General features: G+C 62.4%; 21 protein-coding genes. 7 read left to right on the top strand and 14 right to left on the bottom strand.

The annotated features are described in order from the left end of the window. Positions 1–75: 75 nt before the first annotated feature. The 5 genes from C7T36_RS06930 to C7T36_RS06910 all read left to right on the top strand — a co-directional run bounded on the left by C7T36_RS06930 (position 76) and on the right by C7T36_RS06910 (position 5,619). On the top strand, positions 76–1,110 hold the full coding sequence (locus tag C7T36_RS06930; protein WP_045064315.1) for an ABC transporter substrate-binding protein: 1,035 nt from the start codon (positions 76–78) through the stop codon (positions 1,108–1,110). A gap of 78 nt (positions 1,111–1,188) precedes the next feature. Continuing rightward, a complete protein-coding gene (locus C7T36_RS06925; RefSeq protein ID WP_045066634.1) occupies positions 1,189–1,950 on the top strand; it encodes an SDR family NAD(P)-dependent oxidoreductase in 762 nt (253 codons plus the stop codon). Between the two features lie 2 nt (positions 1,951–1,952). Beyond that, positions 1,953–3,116 (top strand): ABC transporter ATP-binding protein, encoded by a 1,164-nt coding sequence (locus C7T36_RS06920; protein WP_045064313.1) that lies wholly within the window; start codon positions 1,953–1,955, stop codon positions 3,114–3,116. Then, positions 3,116–4,834 (top strand): iron ABC transporter permease, encoded by a 1,719-nt coding sequence (locus tag C7T36_RS06915; protein ID WP_045064311.1) that lies wholly within the window; start codon positions 3,116–3,118, stop codon positions 4,832–4,834. Before C7T36_RS06920 ends, C7T36_RS06915 begins: the two co-directional genes overlap by 1 nt. A gap of 20 nt (positions 4,835–4,854) precedes the next feature. After that, positions 4,855–5,619, top strand: coding sequence for an SDR family NAD(P)-dependent oxidoreductase (locus tag C7T36_RS06910; protein ID WP_045064309.1), 765 nt, complete (start codon positions 4,855–4,857; stop codon positions 5,617–5,619). 27 nt (positions 5,620–5,646) lie between these two features. Here C7T36_RS06910 and C7T36_RS06905 read toward each other — a convergent pair whose 3' ends face one another. The 14 genes from C7T36_RS06905 to C7T36_RS06840 form a co-directional block, all read right to left on the bottom strand. Beyond that, entirely contained in the window at positions 5,647–6,663 is a 1,017-nt protein-coding gene (locus tag C7T36_RS06905; RefSeq protein ID WP_045064308.1) for an MBL fold metallo-hydrolase, read from the bottom strand. Beyond that, positions 6,660–6,995 carry an EthD family reductase gene (locus C7T36_RS06900; RefSeq protein ID WP_045064307.1) on the bottom strand — a complete coding sequence of 112 codons (336 nt, stop codon included), beginning with the start codon at positions 6,993–6,995 and terminating at the stop codon, positions 6,660–6,662. The genes C7T36_RS06905 and C7T36_RS06900 overlap by 4 nt, the downstream gene beginning before the upstream one ends. 72 nt (positions 6,996–7,067) lie before the next feature. Further along, a complete protein-coding gene (locus C7T36_RS06895; RefSeq protein WP_045064306.1) occupies positions 7,068–7,691 on the bottom strand; it encodes a TetR/AcrR family transcriptional regulator in 624 nt (207 codons plus the stop codon). Between the two features lie 41 nt (positions 7,692–7,732). Continuing rightward, on the bottom strand, positions 7,733–9,229 hold the full coding sequence (locus C7T36_RS06890; protein WP_045066633.1) for a class I adenylate-forming enzyme family protein: 1,497 nt from the start codon (positions 9,227–9,229) through the stop codon (positions 7,733–7,735). 67 nt (positions 9,230–9,296) lie between these two features. After that, positions 9,297–10,358 (bottom strand): NAD(P)-dependent alcohol dehydrogenase, encoded by a 1,062-nt coding sequence (locus C7T36_RS06885; RefSeq protein WP_045066632.1) that lies wholly within the window; start codon positions 10,356–10,358, stop codon positions 9,297–9,299. Next, complete coding sequence (locus C7T36_RS06880) at positions 10,358–11,146, bottom strand: SDR family NAD(P)-dependent oxidoreductase (RefSeq protein WP_082845685.1); 789 nt, start codon at positions 11,144–11,146, stop codon at positions 10,358–10,360. Before C7T36_RS06880 ends, C7T36_RS06885 begins: the two co-directional genes overlap by 1 nt. 31 nt (positions 11,147–11,177) lie before the next feature. Then, positions 11,178–11,936: an SDR family NAD(P)-dependent oxidoreductase gene (locus C7T36_RS06875; RefSeq protein WP_045064304.1), complete on the bottom strand. Its 759-nt coding sequence runs from the start codon at positions 11,934–11,936 to the stop codon at positions 11,178–11,180. Next, on the bottom strand, positions 11,933–13,135 hold the full coding sequence (locus tag C7T36_RS06870) for an acyl-CoA dehydrogenase family protein (protein ID WP_021333772.1): 1,203 nt from the start codon (positions 13,133–13,135) through the stop codon (positions 11,933–11,935). Before C7T36_RS06870 ends, C7T36_RS06875 begins: the two co-directional genes overlap by 4 nt. 55 nt (positions 13,136–13,190) lie before the next feature. Then, positions 13,191–14,150, bottom strand: coding sequence for a phosphotransferase family protein (locus C7T36_RS06865; protein WP_045064298.1), 960 nt, complete (start codon positions 14,148–14,150; stop codon positions 13,191–13,193). Next, positions 14,147–15,340: an acyl-CoA dehydrogenase family protein gene (locus C7T36_RS06860; protein WP_031331688.1), complete on the bottom strand. Its 1,194-nt coding sequence runs from the start codon at positions 15,338–15,340 to the stop codon at positions 14,147–14,149. Before C7T36_RS06860 ends, C7T36_RS06865 begins: the two co-directional genes overlap by 4 nt. Positions 15,341–15,383: 43 nt before the next feature. Beyond that, positions 15,384–16,535: a thiolase family protein gene (locus tag C7T36_RS06855; RefSeq protein ID WP_045064296.1), complete on the bottom strand. Its 1,152-nt coding sequence runs from the start codon at positions 16,533–16,535 to the stop codon at positions 15,384–15,386. Beyond that, complete coding sequence (locus C7T36_RS06850; RefSeq protein WP_045064295.1) at positions 16,532–16,909, bottom strand: Zn-ribbon domain-containing OB-fold protein; 378 nt, start codon at positions 16,907–16,909, stop codon at positions 16,532–16,534. The genes C7T36_RS06855 and C7T36_RS06850 overlap by 4 nt, the downstream gene beginning before the upstream one ends. A 32-nt stretch (positions 16,910–16,941) precedes the next feature. Further along, the gene (locus tag C7T36_RS06845) at positions 16,942–17,730 is read right to left on the bottom strand and encodes an enoyl-CoA hydratase/isomerase family protein (protein WP_031331690.1); all 789 of its coding nucleotides are present in this window, start codon (positions 17,728–17,730) and stop codon (positions 16,942–16,944) included. 102 nt (positions 17,731–17,832) lie between these two features. Further along, positions 17,833–18,972, bottom strand: coding sequence for an acyl-CoA dehydrogenase family protein (locus C7T36_RS06840; RefSeq protein ID WP_045064293.1), 1,140 nt, complete (start codon positions 18,970–18,972; stop codon positions 17,833–17,835). Between the two features lie 95 nt (positions 18,973–19,067). On the opposite strand from C7T36_RS06840, the gene C7T36_RS06835 reads away from it, so the two are divergent. Then, a complete protein-coding gene (locus C7T36_RS06835; RefSeq protein ID WP_045064290.1) occupies positions 19,068–19,448 on the top strand; it encodes a nuclear transport factor 2 family protein in 381 nt (126 codons plus the stop codon). Then, complete coding sequence (locus C7T36_RS06830; protein ID WP_045064288.1) at positions 19,448–19,822, top strand: hypothetical protein; 375 nt, start codon at positions 19,448–19,450, stop codon at positions 19,820–19,822. Before C7T36_RS06835 ends, C7T36_RS06830 begins: the two co-directional genes overlap by 1 nt. Positions 19,823–19,981: the final 159 nt, after the last annotated feature.

The raw sequence follows: 19,981 nt of genomic DNA, 5'->3' as shown, positions 1-19,981 counted from the left end.
GCGAGAACATCTCTCACTGGAGTGCCAACGACATGTCGATCCGTCGACGCCCGACGGCATGCCCGAAAGGAAGCCATGAAGTCATTCGTCCGCACCCTGGTGGCGCTGAGCGCCGCCGCAGCCATGGTCGGCATCTCGGGATGTAGCGGTAGCGAACCCGCGTCCGCTGCCGTCGACGGCAGTTGGGAAGATGTGGTCGCTGCGGCAAACGAAGAGGGCAAGGTGATGCTCTACTCGAGCCAGAAGCCGGCCAACCTCGACGCGCTCAAGGCCGCATTCCACGCGGAGTATCCGCAAATCGAACTGGAATACGTCCGCGGCACCGATCCGGACATCAATCCCCGGGTCGAGACCGAACACAAGATCGGCAAGGGCACCGCCGACGTCCACATGCTCACCGACTCGGCATGGATTCAGAATGCCGCCAAGTCCGGTACCTATTCCGCCGAACTGGTCGGGCCAGCACTCGACGCCCCCGAATTCGATCCAGCGGCAAGCGTGCTCGACAACCGGTTCTTCCTCACCAGCGCGGCGGTCTTCTCGCTCGGCTGGAATACCGATGCGGTACCGAACGGCTTGACGACACCGCAGGACATCCTCAATCCGGCGTACCGGGGCAAGATCGGCATCGTCAACCCGGTGGGCATCGCCTCGTACGTCGACATGTACCGGCACTTCGCGAACACGTACGGCGAGGATTACTGGAACAAGCTTGCCGAGCTGCAGCCCCGCATCTACCCAAGCGCGCTCGGTGTGGCCCAGGCCCTGACGTCCGGCGAGATCGTCGTCAGCCCCTCGGTGCAGCCGTTGGTGACCGAAGTGAACTCCGGTGCGCCCGTCGACTGGGCGCTGCCGCAGCAGCCGTGGGGAACTCCGTGGTACGCCCACGTATTGAATACCGCGCCGCATCCGAATGCCGCCCAGGTGCTGGCCAACTTCCTGGTAACCGTCGGAGGTCAGACCGCCCTCAACGACGGATACGCTGCCGCACTGCCGAATATCCCCGGGGCTGTCGCCCGGGCACAGGACATCGCGCTGCCCAATCCCGAAAATTTGACGCCGGACAAGGTCGAGCAGTACTCCCAGCAGTGGCAGAAGCTCTTCCAGTAACACCGAAACATGGCTCCGCGGAACATAAGTGCCAATCAAAAAGTGGAAGGGCTGAACTTGAATTACCTCACAGATTCGATGCGGGGAACGAACGTTCTCGTCACGGGAGCATCCGGAGGCATTGGCGGAGCCTGCGCCGAACTGTTCGTCGCGCACGGCGCGACCGTGTACCTCACCGATGTCAACGACGACGCCGGTCGCGCATTCACTGCGACGTTGGGCGCAAACGCGTACTACCGTCATCTCGACGTGACGAGCGAAACTGACTGGGCCGAAGCAACAGCCGCGATGGCGGCGGCCGGCCACGACATCACGGTACTGGTCAACAGCGCCGGAGCTGCGATGAAGGCGACTCTGGCAGATACGACGCTCGACCAGTTTCGCCGGATGATCGACCTGAATCTCGTCGGTACTTTCCTCGGGCTGAAGGCCGCGGCCGCATCGATGGCGGATGGCGGGTCCGTCATCAATCTCGCGTCATTGCGTGGCGTGCTGGCAACGGCCGAGTTGGGTGCATACGGCGCAGCGAAATTCGGTGTCCGTGCCCTGACCAAGGTGGCAGCACTCGAGCTTGCCGACCGCGGTATCCGAGTCAACTCCGTCTGCCCCGGCAGCATCGAAACCGAAATCACGTCGGTATCGGACTTCGCAAACGACGACGTCGAGGCGTACGTACGGAGTATCCCGATGCAACGCCGTGGCGCGCCGGAAGAGGTTGCCAAGGTCATTCGCTTCCTCGCGGCCGACGACAGCAGCTACGTAACCGGAACGGATCTCCTCGTGGACGGCGGCCAGGCAGCCGGCGTCCGCACCCCCAAAATTTCGAACGAGAAAGTATAGAGATGGCATCACAATTCGCAGTTACAGGTCTCACGAAGACCTACGGATCGAACGTGGTGGTCGATCAACTCGATCTCGAAATCGAGCAGGGCGAGTTCCTTGTCCTGCTCGGTCCGAGTGGTTGCGGCAAGACCACGACGCTGCGGTGCCTGGCAGGATTGGAAACCCCTCAGGGCGGCTCGATCTCGTTCGGCGGAAGGCAGGTATTCGACGCCTCCACCAAAACCGATGTCCCCGCACACAAGCGGAACATCGGCATGGTGTTCCAGTCGTATGCGCTCTGGCCGCACATGACGGTCCGGGACAACATCCGATACCCGCTCAAGGTCCGCAAGCTCAGACAGGCCATCGCCGACGGTGCGGTGGAGAAGGCTGCCGAGATGGTCGATTGCGGCGCGCTGCTCGATCGGTACCCGTCGCAGCTCAGTGGTGGGCAGCAACAGCGAGTTGCTGTGGCCCGTGGCCTCGTTGCGCAACCGGATCTGGTCTTGTTCGACGAACCCCTGAGCAACTTGGACGCACGCCTTCGAGACCAGGTACGCTCCCAGATCCATCAGCTGCATCAAAGCCTCGGTTTCACCGCCGTTTTCGTCACGCACGATCAGGCCGAGGCTTTCGCTCTTGCCGATCGGATCGCAATCATGAAGTCCGGCAAGATCGAACAGTACGACGCGCCGGAACACGTGTTCGAGAATCCGGTGTCCGAGTACGTCGCCGCATTCATCGGCATGGGTAATCGGCTGGAACTGCGTCGCGGCCATGATGGTTGGATCACCAGCGCCAACGACGTCATCGATCTCAGCAACGCCGTCGTACGCGATCGGGCCGATGAAGGCAACGCCGCAGTGGCACGGTTCCGCCCGGACGACGTGCAGATGCACTCATCGATGGACGAGGTGCCGGCCGGAAACGTTGCACTGCACGCCGAACTGGTGACGTACGAGTACGCCGGACGACACTTCGACGTTTTGGTCAAGACCGGTAGCGAGGAACTGTCGTTGCGCGCCGGTGCCGCTAAGCACAGCGCCACGCTGCGCAGCAGTGCGCCCGGAATGCCGATGGTGATCAGTTTCTCGCCCTCGAGCCTGAGGGTGTACACGCATCCAGACGGAGCCGAAGCGGTGATTCCCGAGTTGGTCGCGCAGGGTGCAGGAGATCGATCCTGATGGCCACCGCAACCGCAACCGCAACCGCCACGGCCGGCGGATCCGTCAAGTCGTTCTCGATTTCACGGCAGTGGCAGGCGCGCATCGGCTACGCGATTCTGATCGCGGTTCTTGCGTATCTCGTAGTGCTGCCGATGATTCGGCTTCAGGTGCTTGCGTTCGAGGACGGTGCCGCGGGTTACCGTACTCAGTACGGACGGTACGACGTTGCCGAGGCCATCTGGACGACGATCGCCCTGGCATTCGGTTCGCTCGTGATTGCGATGGTCCTGGGTACCGTACTCGCCTTCGCGGCCAGTCGACTCCCGGAGAAGCTGGGTTGGCTTCGCATCGTCCCCATTCTCCCGATCGTCATGCCTGCTGTCGCGAACATCGTCGGCTGGGCCTTCCTGCTGTCGCCCGGTCCCGGTTACTTCAACGTGATTTTGCGAAAGCTTCCGTGGTGGAGTGGATCCGACACCGGACCCATCGACGTGTACACCGTTCCGTGGATCGTAATTCTCACAGGATTCGGCCTCACGTCGTTCGTCTACCTGTTCGTCAGCTCCGGCATGCAGAACATCAGTTCGGAACATCTCGAAGCCGCTCAGGTGAGCGGATCGTCGACGGTCGGAATCTTCTTCAAGATTGTTCTGCCGTTGCTGCGGCCTTCGCTGATCTACGGCGGCGGAATTGCGCTGCTGCTCGGTTTGGGGCAGTTCACGGGTCCGCTGCTGCTCGGACAGAATTCGGGGGTCAAGGTCCTGACCACGGAAATGTACCGCCGGGTGTCCGAGTCTCCTTCGGATTTCGCAGCCGCAGCAGCGGCCGGTTCACCACTGGTGATCTTCGGTTTGGTGCTCGTCCTGGTTCAGAAGGTCCTGTTGGGCAACCAAACTCGGTTTGTCACGCACGGAGGGAAGGCTTTTGCCTCGTCCACCGGGCGGGCCACCTGGGCGACGGCCACCGTGGTGATCTTCTCGATGTTCGCACTGGTCATTCCGCTGATTGGGCTGATCATCGTCTCGCTGACGCCGTACTGGTCCGGATCGCTGTCGTGGGGTCTACTGACCCTGGATAACTTCCGGGAACTGTGGTCGACCAATGCGATCACCGAATCTGTTGTTACCAGCGTACTTACCTCACTGGGTGCGGTGATCATCTGTATTCCGATCGGGTACGCGCTGGCCAACCTCCTGGTCCGCGGGCGCCGCTTCAAGATCCTGGCCTTGCTGGCCGATCTGATGACCGCCCTGCCCCTCGGCATCCCCGCGGTGATCTTCGGCGTCGGCTTCCTGCTGACGTACACTGAACCGCCGCTCATCCTGTACGGCACCCGCACGGTCATCATCCTGGTCTACATCGTTCTGATGTTGCCGTTCGCCACACGGATGCAGATGACAGCTATGCTCGCGCTCGGAAACACATACAACGAGGCTTCGGCCACCAGCGGTGCATCCCCCTTCGTTACGACGCTGCGAATCATGTTGCCGCTCATGCGTCCGACGATTCTCAGTGCCGTCGCGTTGATGTTCATTCTCCTGACGCACGAGTTCGCCGCCTCGCTGCTGGTGCGCGCTTCCACCACTCAGGTTATGGGAACGCTGCTGTTCGACATGTGGCAGAACGGTTCGTATCCGATGGTGGCCGCCATGGCGCTGCTGATGACCGCAGTGACCACGATCGGCGTCGCCATCGCCATGCTTGTCGGCGGTCGTAACGTCCTGAGCAAGCTGTGACAGAAAGAGAAGCTGAAACGATGTCGGTAGGCAATACGCGTTTGCACGAGAAGGTAGTACTGGTAACCGGAGCCACAGGCGGTATCGGCGTCGATATCGTCGGCCGACTCGTGGCCGAAGGTGCTGCGGTGATCGTCACCGACATCAGTGGTGACGCGTGCGCCGAACTGGTCGCGAAGCAGGATCAGCCCGATGGACATCAGGCGCTCGCTCTCGACATCGCTCGAGAAGAGCAATGGCAGAGCGTCATCGAGGCCGTCGCCGAGCGGTATTCGCGACTCGACGCCGTGGTGAACAACGGTGCAATCGGTAGTCTGGCTTCCGTTGTCGACGAAGACCTCGATCGGTACAACAAAGTCATCGAGGTCAGTCAGACGGGAACCTGGCTCGGCATGAAGTATGCCGGGGCCTACATCGAAAGCACCGGTGGCGGTTCGGTCGTCAACATCTGCTCGATCCTCGGCACGGTCGGCGGACTGGGTAACAGCTTCGCCTACGCGGCCGCCAAGGGTGCGGTCCGCACGATGACAAAGAACGCCGCATTGCATTGGGCTACAAAAGGTGTGCGCGTGAATTCGGTGCATCCTGGATTTATCGAGACCCAGCAACTGCTGCAGCGCTACGAGGGTAGTGAGCGGCATCAGGCAATGATTGCGAATACGCCGATGGGCCGACTCGGCACGGGCTCAGAAGTTGCTGCCGCCGTTGCTTTCCTGGCGGGCGACGACTCGACGTTCATCACCGGCACCGAGCTTTATGTCGACGGCGGTTGGACCTGCGCCTGAGACCTGCGACAAACGGGGTGGATCTCTTCAGTTCGAACTGAAGAGATCCACCCCGTTCTTGTTCTGCACGGACAACTGCCCACGGTCGACGAGCACGTCGAGGTGGGCAAGCGTCTCGCACGTGGCTACCATCTGGTTGAACGTATCGAGAGAATCGAAGCCGCGTTCGCGCCGGGTCCAGGTCAGCACCTGCGCCACTTGCAGACCTGAGGCCTCGCGCAGTTCGACTACCGCAGAAGCGGTCTGATCTAGCCGATAATCGTGGTGCGCCAACAACTCCCGGCACCGCGCGTGCAGACTGGCACCTGTGTCGCCGTGCGCCGGCATCATGATGCGGTCCCGGTCGTCGAGCATCATCTCCAGCGAGCGGAGGTATGCTCCGAGTGGCAGTTCCCAGTCGCCGAGCTCGAATCCGATCGACGGCGTGATCGTCGGCAGTACGTGGTCTCCGGTGAAAGAAATGCCGCGGTCGAGGTCATGAAAAACCATGTGCCCCTTGGTGTGTCCGGGAGTGTGTACCGCGGAGAAACGATGGCCCGGAATATCGAGGGCGCCGGGGGAGAGCCAGTGATCGGGAGCCTCCCAGTCCGAGGGCTCGAACGGTTCGTCGACCGAGTCCCGATAGACCTGCTCGGCGATTGTCACCGCGCCGGATCGGTGCAGCTGAAGGATTGAGCTCTCCGGAACATTGTTGCCCAGCTTGGCGATTGCGGCAATCCCGGGAGATTCTGCTGCGCCGAGGTGGATTCGCGAACCATGCCGTCGACGCAGCTCAACGGCAAACGTGTAGTGGTCACGGTGGACATGCGTGACATAGATGTCGTGAATCTCCGCCGGGCTACGACCGATCAGCGCCAGGGCGTCGGACAGCTCGGCGTGCGTGCTGTTCCGATGCCAACCGCCGTCGACCAGCGCCAGTCCGCGCGTGGTCTCGAGCGCGTAGACGTTGATTGCACGCAGGCCGTCCTGCGGCATCTGCAATGGGATCCGGAAAACACCGTCGGCGACGCGATAGCAACCGGGCCGATCCCAAGAATCGGTCATTCTCCGCTGTCGACGAGTGGCACCATGGTCTTTTCGTCGCCGTACCACATCATCCGGCGGCCACCCATGGTGCCGACGTGATCAACGGCGGCCTGCCATTGTGGACTCGCCAGCGCGGCTTCGAGTGCCTCCCGCGATTCGAAACTCAAGACGGACAAGCCATCCCACCCCTCCGACTTGCTGCCGAAGGCTTCGAGCAATTCGGTGTGCTGCCATCGCAGCAGACCGGGAAGGGGATAGGTGACGTCCGCGTGTTCGCCGCGCCACCATGTGATGAACTGCTCATGGGTCCAGTCGGCGGGCCGGGATGCGACGAGAACGAGATTGTACATGTCAACTCCTAATTGAATTCACTTTGGTTTCGATGGGCAGGCCGAACGGCTACTCACCGCGCTCGGAGCGACCTACGCGCGCACCATCCGCAGAGCCGCATCGGTGACTCGCTCGGCGATCTCGGTCAGGCTGAGTTTGCCGTCCGGCCGGTACCAACGCCAAACACTGATCACGAGGGCCAAGACGAGTCGGCCCATCAAGCGAGGATCGGAATCGGCGAAGACGCCTTCCTTGATTCCGCTCGCGATCAGATCCGTCCACTGCTGCTCAATTTCTTGGACGAGTTCGCGTGACTTGAGACGCTCGGCTTCTTCGTTCGCGGACTGGCGCTCAGTGGCCAGGAGATCCATATGATTTTGCAGGATCCGACGCTGCAGCGCGTCGCGCGGCGAGGCTGCGAGCGAGGCCATCACGGCGGTACGCAACGCTTCCTCCGGCGGAGATACACCCTCGGTAGCGTCGACGAACCGCTCGAGCGAGTCGGCAAGCTCCAGCCGCATGATAGTGAGCAAGCAGTGTGCCTTGGACTCGAAATAGTGATAGAGCGCAGTCTGGCCGATACCGACCTCGTCCGCTATCGACGCCCATTTGGTGTGCTCGTATCCAACCTTGCCGAATTGATCGACGGCGACAGAAAGGATGAGCGTCCGCTTCGACCGCGGGCCTTCGCGGCGCGCCTGGGCATCTGTAGTCATGAAGGTCCTCTATGGTACGAAAACTGTTAGTTCGTCAAACCTTACCCGGCTTGAGGTGAATTCGGATCAGTTTGCGTGGCCAAACCGGACGCGATCCGCACCGCATCGAGCCGCGACAACTTTCCTACACGATTTTGTGGAAGGTCATCGACGGAGAAGAGGTACTCAGGCCACTTGAACTTCGGGAAGCCTTTTTCGCCGAGTTGAGTAGTCGCCTCCGCCAGCGTCAGCGGCGCACCACCCGTGACGACGAGGGCCGCCGCCCGTTCGCCCAGAAGGTCGTCCGGCACCGGCACCACGCAAACCTGAACCACTGCGGGCAACGACGCGATCGCAGATTCCATTTCGTTGATGTCGATATTGCGGCCGCCGCGGATGATGATTTGTTTCTGGCGTCCCATGACGCAGATCGATCCGTCTTCACCGACTTCGACCAGATCGCCCGTCGGCAGGAAGCCGTCCGCGGTGAGCTCGGGCAGTACCGGAGCACCGCCGCGCGCATAACCGACGAACAGTGACGGTCCCTTCACCTGGGCGTCACCGATCTCGCCTGCGGTGAGCAGCGCCCCGGCGGTGTCGACCGCTCGAACGACGGTGCCGGGGAACGGACGTCCGTCCCGCCCCAGTCGGACGGCCGGCGGATCGTCCAGACGTGGGGTCGTGTGGCCCAGGCATTCGGACATGCCGAATACTCGAAGAAAGGTGGTACCCAGGACGGTTTCGGCGTTCCCGAGTGTGCGCTCGTTCATCGGACCGCCACCAACCGTCAGGGCGCGCATCGCCGAGAGCTTACCGTCAGCCCTTTCGGTAACCGAGAGCTGCAGGGCCATGGTCGGTACCAGCATCGTCCAGGCGACCCGGTGCTTCGCCATTGCCTCCAGTGCTACCGCAGGCGACCACTTGGCGATCGAAACCATCTGTCCGCCAAGGTAAGCAGGCAGATACATCCCGAAACAGAAAGCTGCGACGGACGACAGCGGCACAAAAGCGCCGACCGCCTCACCCTGTTGCAATCCGACAGTATCGATGGTGCTCCGGCACGCGTAGCGGATTGCCTCCTCGGACTGGACGACACACTTCGGGCGACCGGTCGAACCGGAGGTCATCGCGATCGCGGTGCCGCCGCGCCAGCGCTCAACCGAGGCGAAATCCCCCTGCCGAGACCGGAGCACTCGCGTTCCGAAAGCGGCTACCGAACCGGCAAACTGGTCGTCCTTGATGCCCCAGCGGGTCAGTGCGTCGGCATCGGCCACCACGAGATCCGGGTCGATGTCGTCGATCGCCATCTCGAACTCGGATTCGGTGGCGTGTGGACTGAAGACCGCCACTACGCCGCCGCGAAGTCCGATCGCGAGGGCGGTAGCCACCGTCTGCCACGTATTGTCGGCCTGAATGAGCGCAGTCGGTGCCCCGCCGTCGAGCGAAGCGATGGTATCGGCCAGCAAGCGAGCCGCCTCCACGATCGAACCGATTGTGTGAGAACCTAACTCGTCGATCACCGCAATCTCGGCCGGATTGCCTTCCGCCCGGGCGAGCATCTCCTGTGCCAGCAACTTCACTGCGGCGTCCCTCTTCCGTCTTCGAGTTCGATTGTGTGTTGGATGTTTACAGCGATGAAGGGGCTGTGGGAACCAGTACGGCGCGGCCGGACAGATCGCCTGAACGCAGGCGATCGTATGCCTCCAGTGCGCTGTCGAACGTGAACGTGGTCACCTCGGCATGCAGCTTTCCTGCACTGGCGAGTTCGACCACCTGACGCAGGTCCTCGATGGTGCCCCAGAACGGCGCCCGAACTTGCCAGCCGTTGACCAAACCAAGGCTTTTGCCGACGGTCAGTTGCCCGCCCGCACTTCCCACGACGACAACTCGGCCGCCGGGAGCGAGAAGCGCCGGAGCGGGTTCGACCGTCGCCTGAGCCCCGACAAAGTCGAAGACCACGTCGGCACCGCCGAGGCTCGCCACAGCCTCTGTCGCTTCCGCGAGCGTCGCAAAACACGCGTGTGCTCCCGATTCGAGCGCGAGAGCGTGTGTCTGGGTTCTTGTCTCGACGGCGATGATGTCTGTGACGCCGAAAGAGCGCAGGATCTGCACCGCCAGATGGCCGAGACCGCCGATTCCTATCACCAAAGCCACAGTGTCCGAGTCGATGACGTCGCTGTTGGTCCGGATCGCATGATATGCGGTCAGGCCGGCGTCGGCGAGCGGAGCGGCCTGCTGGGGGCTCAGCGAACCGACGCGAACGAGAACAGCTTCCGAGGGCACCAGCAGGTATTCTGCCAGCCCGCCCGGATGGCCCAACCCGTTTCCGATCGGGCTGAGTCGGCCGTCCCCACGCGGGACTTTCTCCAAGCAGTAGTTCTCGCGCTCGCGCCGGCAATTGCGGCACCGGCCACATGGCCAAACACCATGAATGACAACATTTTCACCGATCCACGCGTGATCGGCCAGCGGTCCCGCACCGACGACGGTACCGGCAACCTCATGGCCGAGTGTGAGCGGCAACGGGTAATCGAAACGTCCGGCGGGCGAATCCATGACGTGCAGATCCGAGCGGCACAGACCAGCGGCGCCGACTTTGATCAACAGTTGCCCCTCAGCGGGCTCGGGTACGGGGATCTCACGCACCTGCGGAGGCTGACCCCACGCCGTCAGCTGGACTGCCAACATCAGCGCGCCGTCCAACCACCGTCGACAACCAGCGCCTGGCCGGTCATGTACGAGGAGGCATCCGAGGCCAGGAACAGCACTGCGCCGTTTATCTCACCTTCGACCCCGCCGCGGCCGAGCATGGTGTTCTTACGCACCCACCCCGCCGATTTGTCATTGCTGAACAGTCCGTCGGTCATCTCCGTATCGAACCACCCAGGCACGACGGAGTTCACGCGGATCCCCCTGCGTCCCCACTGACCGGCCAATTCCCGGGTCAAGCCGAGTGCTCCGGCCTTGGAGGCCGCATAGCTCGCGCCACCGATCGGGGCCGTGGACACCAGCCCGATCACCGAGGAGATGTTGATGTACGACGCGCGTTCGTTCTCCGGAAGTCGGGTCGAGGCGTAGGTCGCCAGGTGAAATCCGGATACCAGATTGAGCTCGAGTACCGAATTGAATCCCGCGATGGTTTCGTCCTCGGCGTTCGGCGGTCCCGGCATGCCGGCATTGTTGACGAGTACGTCCAGCCGTCCGGACTGTTCGTAACACCTGTCGATCAGGGCGCGCCGATCAGCGTCGTCGGTGATGTCGCAACGAACCGGAACAATTCCCGGTACCTCGGCTGCCAAGTCCTGTAGGCGGTCGAGCCGGCGGGCCGCGGCGTACACCGTGGCCCCGGCACTGGCCAGTGTGCGCGCAAATCCCATTCCGAGACCAGACGACGCACCCGTCACGATCGCTACCCGTCCGGCCAGTCCGAACATCTCGGTCAGCATCTGTCCACCTTCGAATCCGTTGTCTGTCATGGCTTTACTGCGATATCAGGACATCGCAGCGTCAATACACGGCGGTTCGGCCGCCGTCGACCGGGATGAGCGCGCCGGTCGTGTAGCCGGCCGCATCCGAGGCCAGGTGCGTCACCAGACCGGCGATCTCCTCAGGCCGGCCCAGTCGCCCGGCAGGCAGACGGTCCACGATCTTTCCGATGAACTCGTCGTCCCAGTTCTCGGCCATGTCGGTAGCGAAACCGCCTGGCATCACACAGTTCACCCGCACCGTCGGTGCATACTCCTGAGCAAACGCCCGGGTGAGCGCATTGAGGCCGTTCTTGGCCGCGGCGTACATCGCTTCCGGTGGGCTCGGGCGCTCCGCACCGATACTGGAGATGTTGATGATCGAGCCGCCGCCGGCCGCCCGCATCCGGTCTCCCGCGACTGCCATCAGCCGGAAGGGTCCCTTGACGTTGACCTCGATAGTTTTGTCCCACAGCCCTTCCGAGGCGGAGAGCAAGTTGTCGGCCAGCGGTGCGATGCCGGCATTGTTGACCACGATGTCGAGGCTGCCGAATTCGGCAATGATCTGGTCGACCGCGGGCTCGATACTGTCCCAGTGCCCGACGTGCAGGGCGAACGGGTGAGCGGTTCCCGGGCCGGTGTCACCGAGCGACGCCACCGCTTCGCGGCAGGACTCGAGCTTTCGGCTGGACACGATCACGGTCGCGCCCGCGTCCCGGAGTCCGCGCGCGATGGCCAGTCCCAAACCGCGGCTCGCGCCGGTCACGAGCGCGACCTTACCGGTCAATTCTGGTGTACTCATTTGTGCTTCTTCACCTCGAGGCGGGCAATGGTGCGCAGATGAACCTCGCTGGGTCCGTCTGCAATCTGCAGGGCGCGGGTAATCGCATACAGCCGAGCCAGGATCGTGTCGTTGCTGACTCCGGCGGCGCCGTAGGTCTGCACCGCGCGGTCGACAACCTTGTGCGCAACTTCCATTGCTGCCACCTTGATGGCGGCCACTTCCGAGCGCGCAGACGCGTTGCCCTGGGTATCCATCAACCAAGCCGACTTGAGTACGAGCAACCTGATTTGGTCGATCTCGATGCGGCTGCGGGCAATCCATTCACGCACTACGCCGCGGTCGGCAAGGGGGCCTCCGAACGCTTCCCTTTCGAGCGCGCGCTTACACATCATGTCCAGTGCCCGTTCTGCCATACCGACTGCGCGCATCGCGTAGTGCATCCGGCCGGGGCCCAGGCGTCCCTGTGCGATGGCGAATCCGTCGCCCTCGGCGCCGAGCATGTTTGCAGCCGGTACCCGAACATCGGTGAATTGAACTTCGCCGTGGCCGAGTCGGTCTTGGAAGCCGAACATCGGCAGGTCCCGAATGACCTCAACGCCGGGCGCGTCGGCCGGTACCAGGATCATGCTCTGCTGTCGGTAGGTCGGGCCTTCGGGATCCGACTTGCCCATGAAGATCATGAGCTTGCAGTCAGGATCGAGGATGCCGGAGGTGTACCACTTACGGCCGTTGAGCACGTATTCGTCACCGTCACGTTGGATAGTCGATCGAATGTTTGTCGCATCCGAACTTGCCACGGCCGGTTCGGTCATCGCAAAAGCCGAACGAATACTGCAGTCCAGCAACGGCTTCAACCACTGCGCCTTCTGTTCGTCGGTGCCGAACATGGCGAGGATCTCCATGTTTCCGGTATCGGGAGCCGAGCAGTTGATCGTCTCGTTACCGATGATGGAGCGGCCGACGATCTCAGCCAGCGGAGCGTATTCGAGATTGGTGAGCCCGGCACCGAGTCCGTCGTGCGTCATGAACAGATTCCACAGACCCAATTCGCGTGCCTTCGCCTGCAGATCGCGCATGATCTGGGGCTGTTCGTGCGGGTTGTCGTTGGCAGCGACCTGGGCGTCGTACACCGATTCCGCCGGATAGACGTAATCGGCCATGAAAGATTCGAGCTTGCCGAGCAGTTCCTCGGTCCGCGGGGAATAGGCGAAATCCACGGTAGGTCTCCTTAGGTGATTATCAGCGACGCAAAAGACCAGCGGCCTAGAAGATCTAGGGACGCAGGAGAGCGGTACCGGTCTCGATCAACCGGTTGATGGTGTCGGGCAGCTTCTCCTGGTCCGGATCATGATGGCGACCCTCGCGGTGCCGACGCAGGTTGTGGCCCATGATCGCCGCCATCTTCAACCGGCCGAGTGCGTCGAACCAGTTGAGTTCGGGGAGTGCGGGACCCGCTCCGGTGTACAGCGCGACCAACTCTTCGGCGCTCGGCAGTCCGGTGACTTCCCGACCGACACCGGGGAAGTTCGAACCGTCGGCGAATACCAGAAACCAGCCCAATTCGACTCGTGGATCTCCGGCAGACCAGATTTCCCAGTCGATGAGTGCAACTGGCTCCAGTCCGTCGGAGATGATGTTGCCGAGACGGTAATCACCGTGCACCAGTGTGGGTTCGATAGGTTCGGGAATGTCGGAGCGCAACAGTTCCAACAGACGATCGGCGCCGACAACCAATTCCGGTGGCACTGCGCCCAGCGTCTTGGCCCAGCGCTCGAGCTCGTCTGCCGGTGTCAGGGGATCTGCGAGCCCTGCAATGGTGGCCAGGTCCACCTCATGCAGTCGCGGTAGGACTGCAGCGGCACGACGCATTCGATTGGCAGCGAGCACCGGATCGACGGCCGGGTCGTCGAGCACGGGCTCGAGTGACTCGCCTGCAACAAATTCCATGGCAAACCACGCGGGCTCGATCTCGTCGACGACAACTACGCGCGGCACCGGAACTTCGGTGCCGGCCAGCGCCTGCAGAATATGCGCCTGTCGCAGCATGTCGTGCCTGCCGATGGATCGCTGGCCTTCCGGCACCGCCTTGATCACCACGTCACCGGTCGAGGTGGTGGCGCGGTACGTCAGTCCGGAGTGTCCACCGAGTAGCGGCTGGAAGTCGGTTAACGTCGCGCCGCAGTCCGCCAGTAGTTTGGCGGCGACCCGTTCTTGCAGAGACGAACTGGTCACGGTCGCGGCTCCCTTGGTAGACCGAGCACGCGCTCGGAGATGATGTTGTGCTGAATCTCGTCGGTACCGCCCGCAATTCGGTATCCGGGGGCGCCGAGTGCGTGTTCGGACCACGCGAACGTTCCCCATCGACCGGAATCGGCGGTAAGTTCACGGCCGAGCAGCAAACGGGCAACTTCAGACGTTCTGGCCATGGTGTCGGTAGCCAACAACTTTCCGAGTGAGGCTTCAGGACCCGGCTCGTTGCCGGCAAGCATGGCCCCGGCCACCCGCATATTGCTCACGCGCTGTAGATAGCTCCTGGCGACCAGGTCGGCCACCTTGTCCTTCTCGATCTCGGTCAGCTCGCGTTCGAGGTTCTGTGCGAGTGCAATTGCCTGATCTGCGTTGGCCAGACCGAGATTTCCGCCGTCCAGACGTTCGGCCGCCAGCACGGTAAGAGCAACCTGCCAACCCTTGCCGACCGGACCGAGTCGATACGTGTCTTCGAGTTCGACGCCGTCGAGGTACACCTCGTTGAACGAGCTGCCGCCGGTCATCTGCCGGATCGGGCGTATGGTCACGCCAGGTGCGTTCATCGGGACGAGGAACATGGTGAGCCCGGCATGTTTCGCGACGGTGGCGTCGGTACGGCACACCGCAACTCCGTAGTCCGCCACCAGCGCGCCGGAGGTCCATACCTTGTGCCCGTCGAGAGTCCACGTGCCGGCTTCGCTGCGCACCGCCTTGGTGCGGACGGCAGCCAGGTCCGATCCGGCCTCGGTCTCGGAGAACAGTTGGCAGGCAATGATGTCCGTGCGAAGCATCGCGCGCACGTAGCGTTCCTTCTGCTCGTCGGTGCCCCACTGCTCGATGGTCGGCGCGATCAATTGCTGTGTAACCGAGAACATCTCGGTCCGCCGCGGCACGTCGAACGATTCCTCAGCCCGGCGGAAAGCTAACACGTATGACAGCGGCAGGCTGCGACCGCCGCGTTCGGGCGGCCAACTCAGTGCTCCCCAGCCGGCATCGAACTTCGCCTGTTCGTAGCGCGAGATTTCGTCGGTGTGCTCGCGCTCTTGCTCGGCGGTCCAATTCTCGAATACCGCCACCGAATCCGAACCAACGCCCCACACCGATTCGGTGCGAGGTGCGGCGACGCCACGCAACCAGGCGATGGCTTCCTCGGTGAACGCGTCGAGACCTGGAATCGTTTGTGGTGTCACTGATCTGCCCTCAGTCGTCTTCGCAAACTCATACGGACAATACGGTGCAGGCACTGATGCCCGGTGCGCCGTATACGTGGGTGAACCCGATCCGGGGAGTACCGGGAACCTGACGGGCACCCGCCTCACCACGAAGTTGGGTGACTATCTCGTGCACCTGCCGCAGGCCCGACGCACCGATCGGCTCACCGTTGGCGATGCATCCACCGTCGGTGTTGATCGGAATGCGGCCGCCAATCTCTGTCTCGCCGGCCGCAATCATCGATTCCTGTTCGCCGGGTTCACAGAAGCCGCACTCGGCCATGTGCATAATTTCGGCACCGCTCTCGGTGTCCTGCAGCTGAGCCACGTCGACTTCGCCGGGGGAGATGCCTGCCTGCTCGAAGGCTGCCCGCGCGGCGTCCGCACTGACACTGGTCGGTTCACCGTTACCTTGCACGGCCGGGCTGAAAACCTCGAAGGAGCCGAACCTTCGGGTGCGATGGGTGATTGCCCGAAGTGTGACCGCTCGCGCGGCGAGCGCTTTGGTTGCGCTCTCGCTGGCAACCACGATCGCGGCGGCGCCTTCTCCGGGTGAGCAGAACATGTAACGGGTGAGCGGGTCGTTGACCATGTCGGCTGTCGCGATGGTCTCGGCAGACATCGCCTCCCGGCGCCAGGCGTTCGGATTGAGAACGCCGTTTCGGTAAGCCTTCTCGGCCACGCGGGCCAGGGTGTCGGCCGAGATGTTGTGCTGGCGCATATAGCGCGAGATCTTGGCTCCGAAGAATTGTGTGGTGACCATCAGACCGGCCTCGCCGTATCCGTCCGGCAGGCCCCATTCTTCCGGTCGGGGATCGAATGCCCCGCGTGGGTGCTTGTCGAAGCCGACCGCCAGTGCGATCTCGGCTGCACCCGAGCGAACTGCATTGACCGCCGAGAAGAGTGCGCTACCGCCGGTTGCGCAACCGTTCTTGACGTTGGTGAAAGGTATTCCGGTGAAACCGAGTTCGGCCACCAAGGTGTCGGCCAGCCCGGATCCGTCACTGCCGCCGAAGGCGACCTGGACGTCGGGCCATGAAAGTCCGGCATCATCGAGCGCAGCACCGATCGCGGTGACGGCCATGGCACGCCCACTCACTCCCGGTTGCCGGCCGAACTTCGAGAGCCCGGCTCCGACGATCGAAATAGGCTGCGTCACTTGGTTGCTCCTTGCTTCGCGTCACGATCGACGGCGAACCGGGGCACCGGTGAGGTGGCGACCAACGTCACCGGTGCCTGATCCAGTCCGTCGAAGTCTTCACAGTCGATGATTGCCTCGACCTTGATTCCTTCAGGGAGTTCGATGTAACCGACCGCGAAAGGAGTGAACCCTCCGGCGGGCGGTACATACGGCGGCGATTTCGGAGGAAAACGTTGAATCGTATACGCCCACAGCACACCTCGGGTACTCAAATCGAGAGGTGCTGCCGTTGGCGTTGCGCACTTGCTGCACATGACGCCGGCCGGAAAGGCCACCGTGGCGCACACCGTGCACCGGCTGCCTTCGAGCACGATTGCTGTCTTCTCTGCCATGCCTATCCCTTCAGGTCTCGGGGTGAATCAGATCAGCGGCCGACCCACACCGGATCACGCTTCTCGAGGAATGCGGTGACGCCTTCCTTGCCGTCTTCCGACTGCAGTGCGTTGCCGACGGCCAAGTGCTCCATGACCATGAGCGACTGGATGTCGGCGTCGAGGCCCTTGTCGATGCACATCTTGGTGAGCTTCATCATGAACGGGCTCTTGTCGGTCAGAGTCGCGGCGAAGTCTGCCACGGTCTGATCGAGCTGATCGGCCGGTGCCGAAGCATTGATCAGGTCGAATGCAGCGGCCTCGGTGCCCGAGAGCAGCTTGCCGGTGAGCATGAGCTCCTTGGTCTTGCGAACCCCGATCATGCGAGGAAGGCGGTAGATCGGGCCGGCGCCACCGAAGAGTGCGCGACGGATGTGGAAGTCGCCGATCTTGGCGTCATCCGATGCGATCGCGAAGTCGCACGAGATCATCAGTTCGAAACCACCTGCGGTGACGTAGCCTTCGAGGACTGCGATCGAGGGTGTGTTCATCGAGTAGAGACGGTCGCAGACCTTGGCCGAAAGCACGGCGACGTCCATCGCTGTGGTGCTGCCGATGAAGTCGGAGAGCAGCTCGTCCAGGTCGAAACCTGAGCAGAACGTGTTGTTGACGCCACGTAGCACCAGAACCTTGAGGTTCGGATCGTTGTCGACCTCGACAATGATCTCGTCGAGGCGGTGCAGCAGTTCAACGGTGACCGCGTTCTTCTTGTGCGGGCGGTTGAGCCAAACCCGTGCGATGTCTCCGTCTTTCTCCAACAGGATGTGGTCGGTCTCGATCATCATGAGCCTTTCGTGTGGATGTAAATTGAACTGGATTCACTTCAGTATGCAGATCGGGTGACGTTGCGTCAATACCCGGCGTCGGTGGCATTTTCCGAACAGTCAAATACCGATCAGTTCTGCGATGCGTGCGCGATGCGTGCGCGAATCGCCCTGTACTGCTTCGTTTCCCAATGCGCGGCGGAAATAGGAGTGTGCCGGGTGTTCCCACGTGAAGCCGACGCCGCCATGCAATTGCACGGCCTCGGCCGCGGCGTCGATGGCCGCGTCGGTGCAGACGGCGCCGGCCACCGCGATCGCCAATCGGGCAGTGTCCGGGGCCTCGTCGTATACGGCTGCGGCATATCTGCTTGCCGATCGAGCGCGCTCGAGCAGCACGAGTACGTCGGCCAGTCGGTGCTTGACGGCTTGAAACGAGCCGATCGGGCGCCCGAATTGGTGTCGGGTTTTCACGTATTCGACGGTCATCTCGAGCAGGGCGTCGACGATTCCGGTGTTCTCGAAAGCGATTGCGAGCGTCCGTAAATCATGAACCCGAGTACAGACCCGGGCATAATCGTCGGCACCGACCACGGGAACTGCCGGCACTTCCGCTACGGTCAGGTCGGCCTGTCTGCGGGTGGGGTCGACGACTTCGCGCTCGCGCCAGTGCACCTGACCGGCTGTCTTAATTGCGAATATCTGCCGTCCGGCGGCGGTGTCGGCGGAGACGATGGCGATGTCGGCAGCAGCACCACCTACGACGGCCGAGACCTCACCGCTGAGCAGCCAGGAGGATTCACTTTCGACACCGCTGAGTCGATCGGTCGCGGCAGTCAGTGGACTGACGCTTGCCACCGAGGATCCCTCGAGGACGTTGACCAGTAGTTCGTCAACGGGATACGTGGCCGCCAATAGTGCCTGGGCGCCCAGGACCGCCGAGGAAAACACGGGCTCACAGGCCAGACTCCGACCGCACTCTTCGAGAATGATGCCGAGTTCGACCATGCCGTAACCCAGCCCGCCGCGATCTTCTGGCGCAGCGAGCGAAGTGACCGACATATTCTCGATCAATTGCCGCCAGAGGTCCGGCGAGTATCCCTCGGCCGTGTGCGAAGCCGACCGAGCCTGCTCTACGCCGCCGTGTTTTCCGAGCAGCGCTCGAATCGCATCACGAAGCTCCAACTGTTCGGGGCCAGGATTGAGAGCAGCGGGCTCGGAGAGTGGCCAGGGGGGCTCTACCTGGGAAGTAGACGATTTCATATCACTCCACTTGACTTGAGTTCAGTTTGGTTATGGATCGAGACTAGCGCGTCAAGGCCTCGACAAGAAGGGGTGAACCGAACTAAGTTCATCTCATGAGCTCAGTGATCGAAACCTATTACGCGACCGTGGACAGCGGTCGACTCGAAGATGCTGTGGCCTTGTTGGCCGAGAACGTGGAGTTCGCCATGGTCTTGCCCACCGGGGCGAACTACGGGAGTGGTCGTGCGTCAATGCTCGACTACCTGTCGGGTCGCCCTCCGGTGGATCGCAAACACAAGGTGCTGCGCGTTGCAGCCGAAGGAGATCTGCATTTCCTGCATGGGTCGGTGACTGAAAACGGGACCAAGACCACGGGCTATTTCGTCGGTGTCATGCACGTCGATTCCGCCGGTCTCGTCGATCGCTATCAGGTGACCTTCGACGCTGAGTTCAGTTTGATTCCCCCCGATTCGTCCGCCGAAGGAGTTCGCTGATGAGCGAGACCAACCAGACGCCAGTGCTCATCCAGTGGTTCGAGTACATGGATTCCGACGATCCGGACCGCGTGCTGACGATGATCAGCAAAGACTTCGTGATGTCCGTTCAGTTCTCGAAGGGTTATGGTCAGTCTGCCGAGTTCGTCGGCGATCGCGACGGTCTCGTCGCCTACCTGGCGCAACGCGAGAAGAGTGTTCTGATCCACCACATCGACGCCGGGGCATTCGTCGACGGTGTCGAGTTGTCACTCGGGCGCACCACTCGAGGCGGCGATTTCGAGGCTTCGTTCAACGCCACTGCGCAGCTCGACAGCGAGGGCAAGGTGCGGCGCCTACTGATCGCCCGCACCCCCGAACTGTCCTTCTCCTGATTCCAGCTCCATCCAGGCCGACCTCGGGTACAGCGCAGCCTTGCCGCGCTACCCGGGGACGCCGTAATTCTCCCGCGCTCTCGCACTCCTCCGCGATCTCTATCGCAGGCGCGCGCCGCCAATGCGGCCGGCGACCCTCACTCTTGTCCGGCCGAAACA

It is taken from the genome of Rhodococcus sp. AD45-ID (genome assembly GCF_003023755.1).
Lineage (GTDB): Bacteria > Actinomycetota > Actinomycetes > Mycobacteriales > Mycobacteriaceae > Rhodococcus_F > Rhodococcus_F globerula.
Note: the sequence above shows the minus strand (reverse complement) of the source record. Positions and strands in the feature narration are given on the sequence as shown.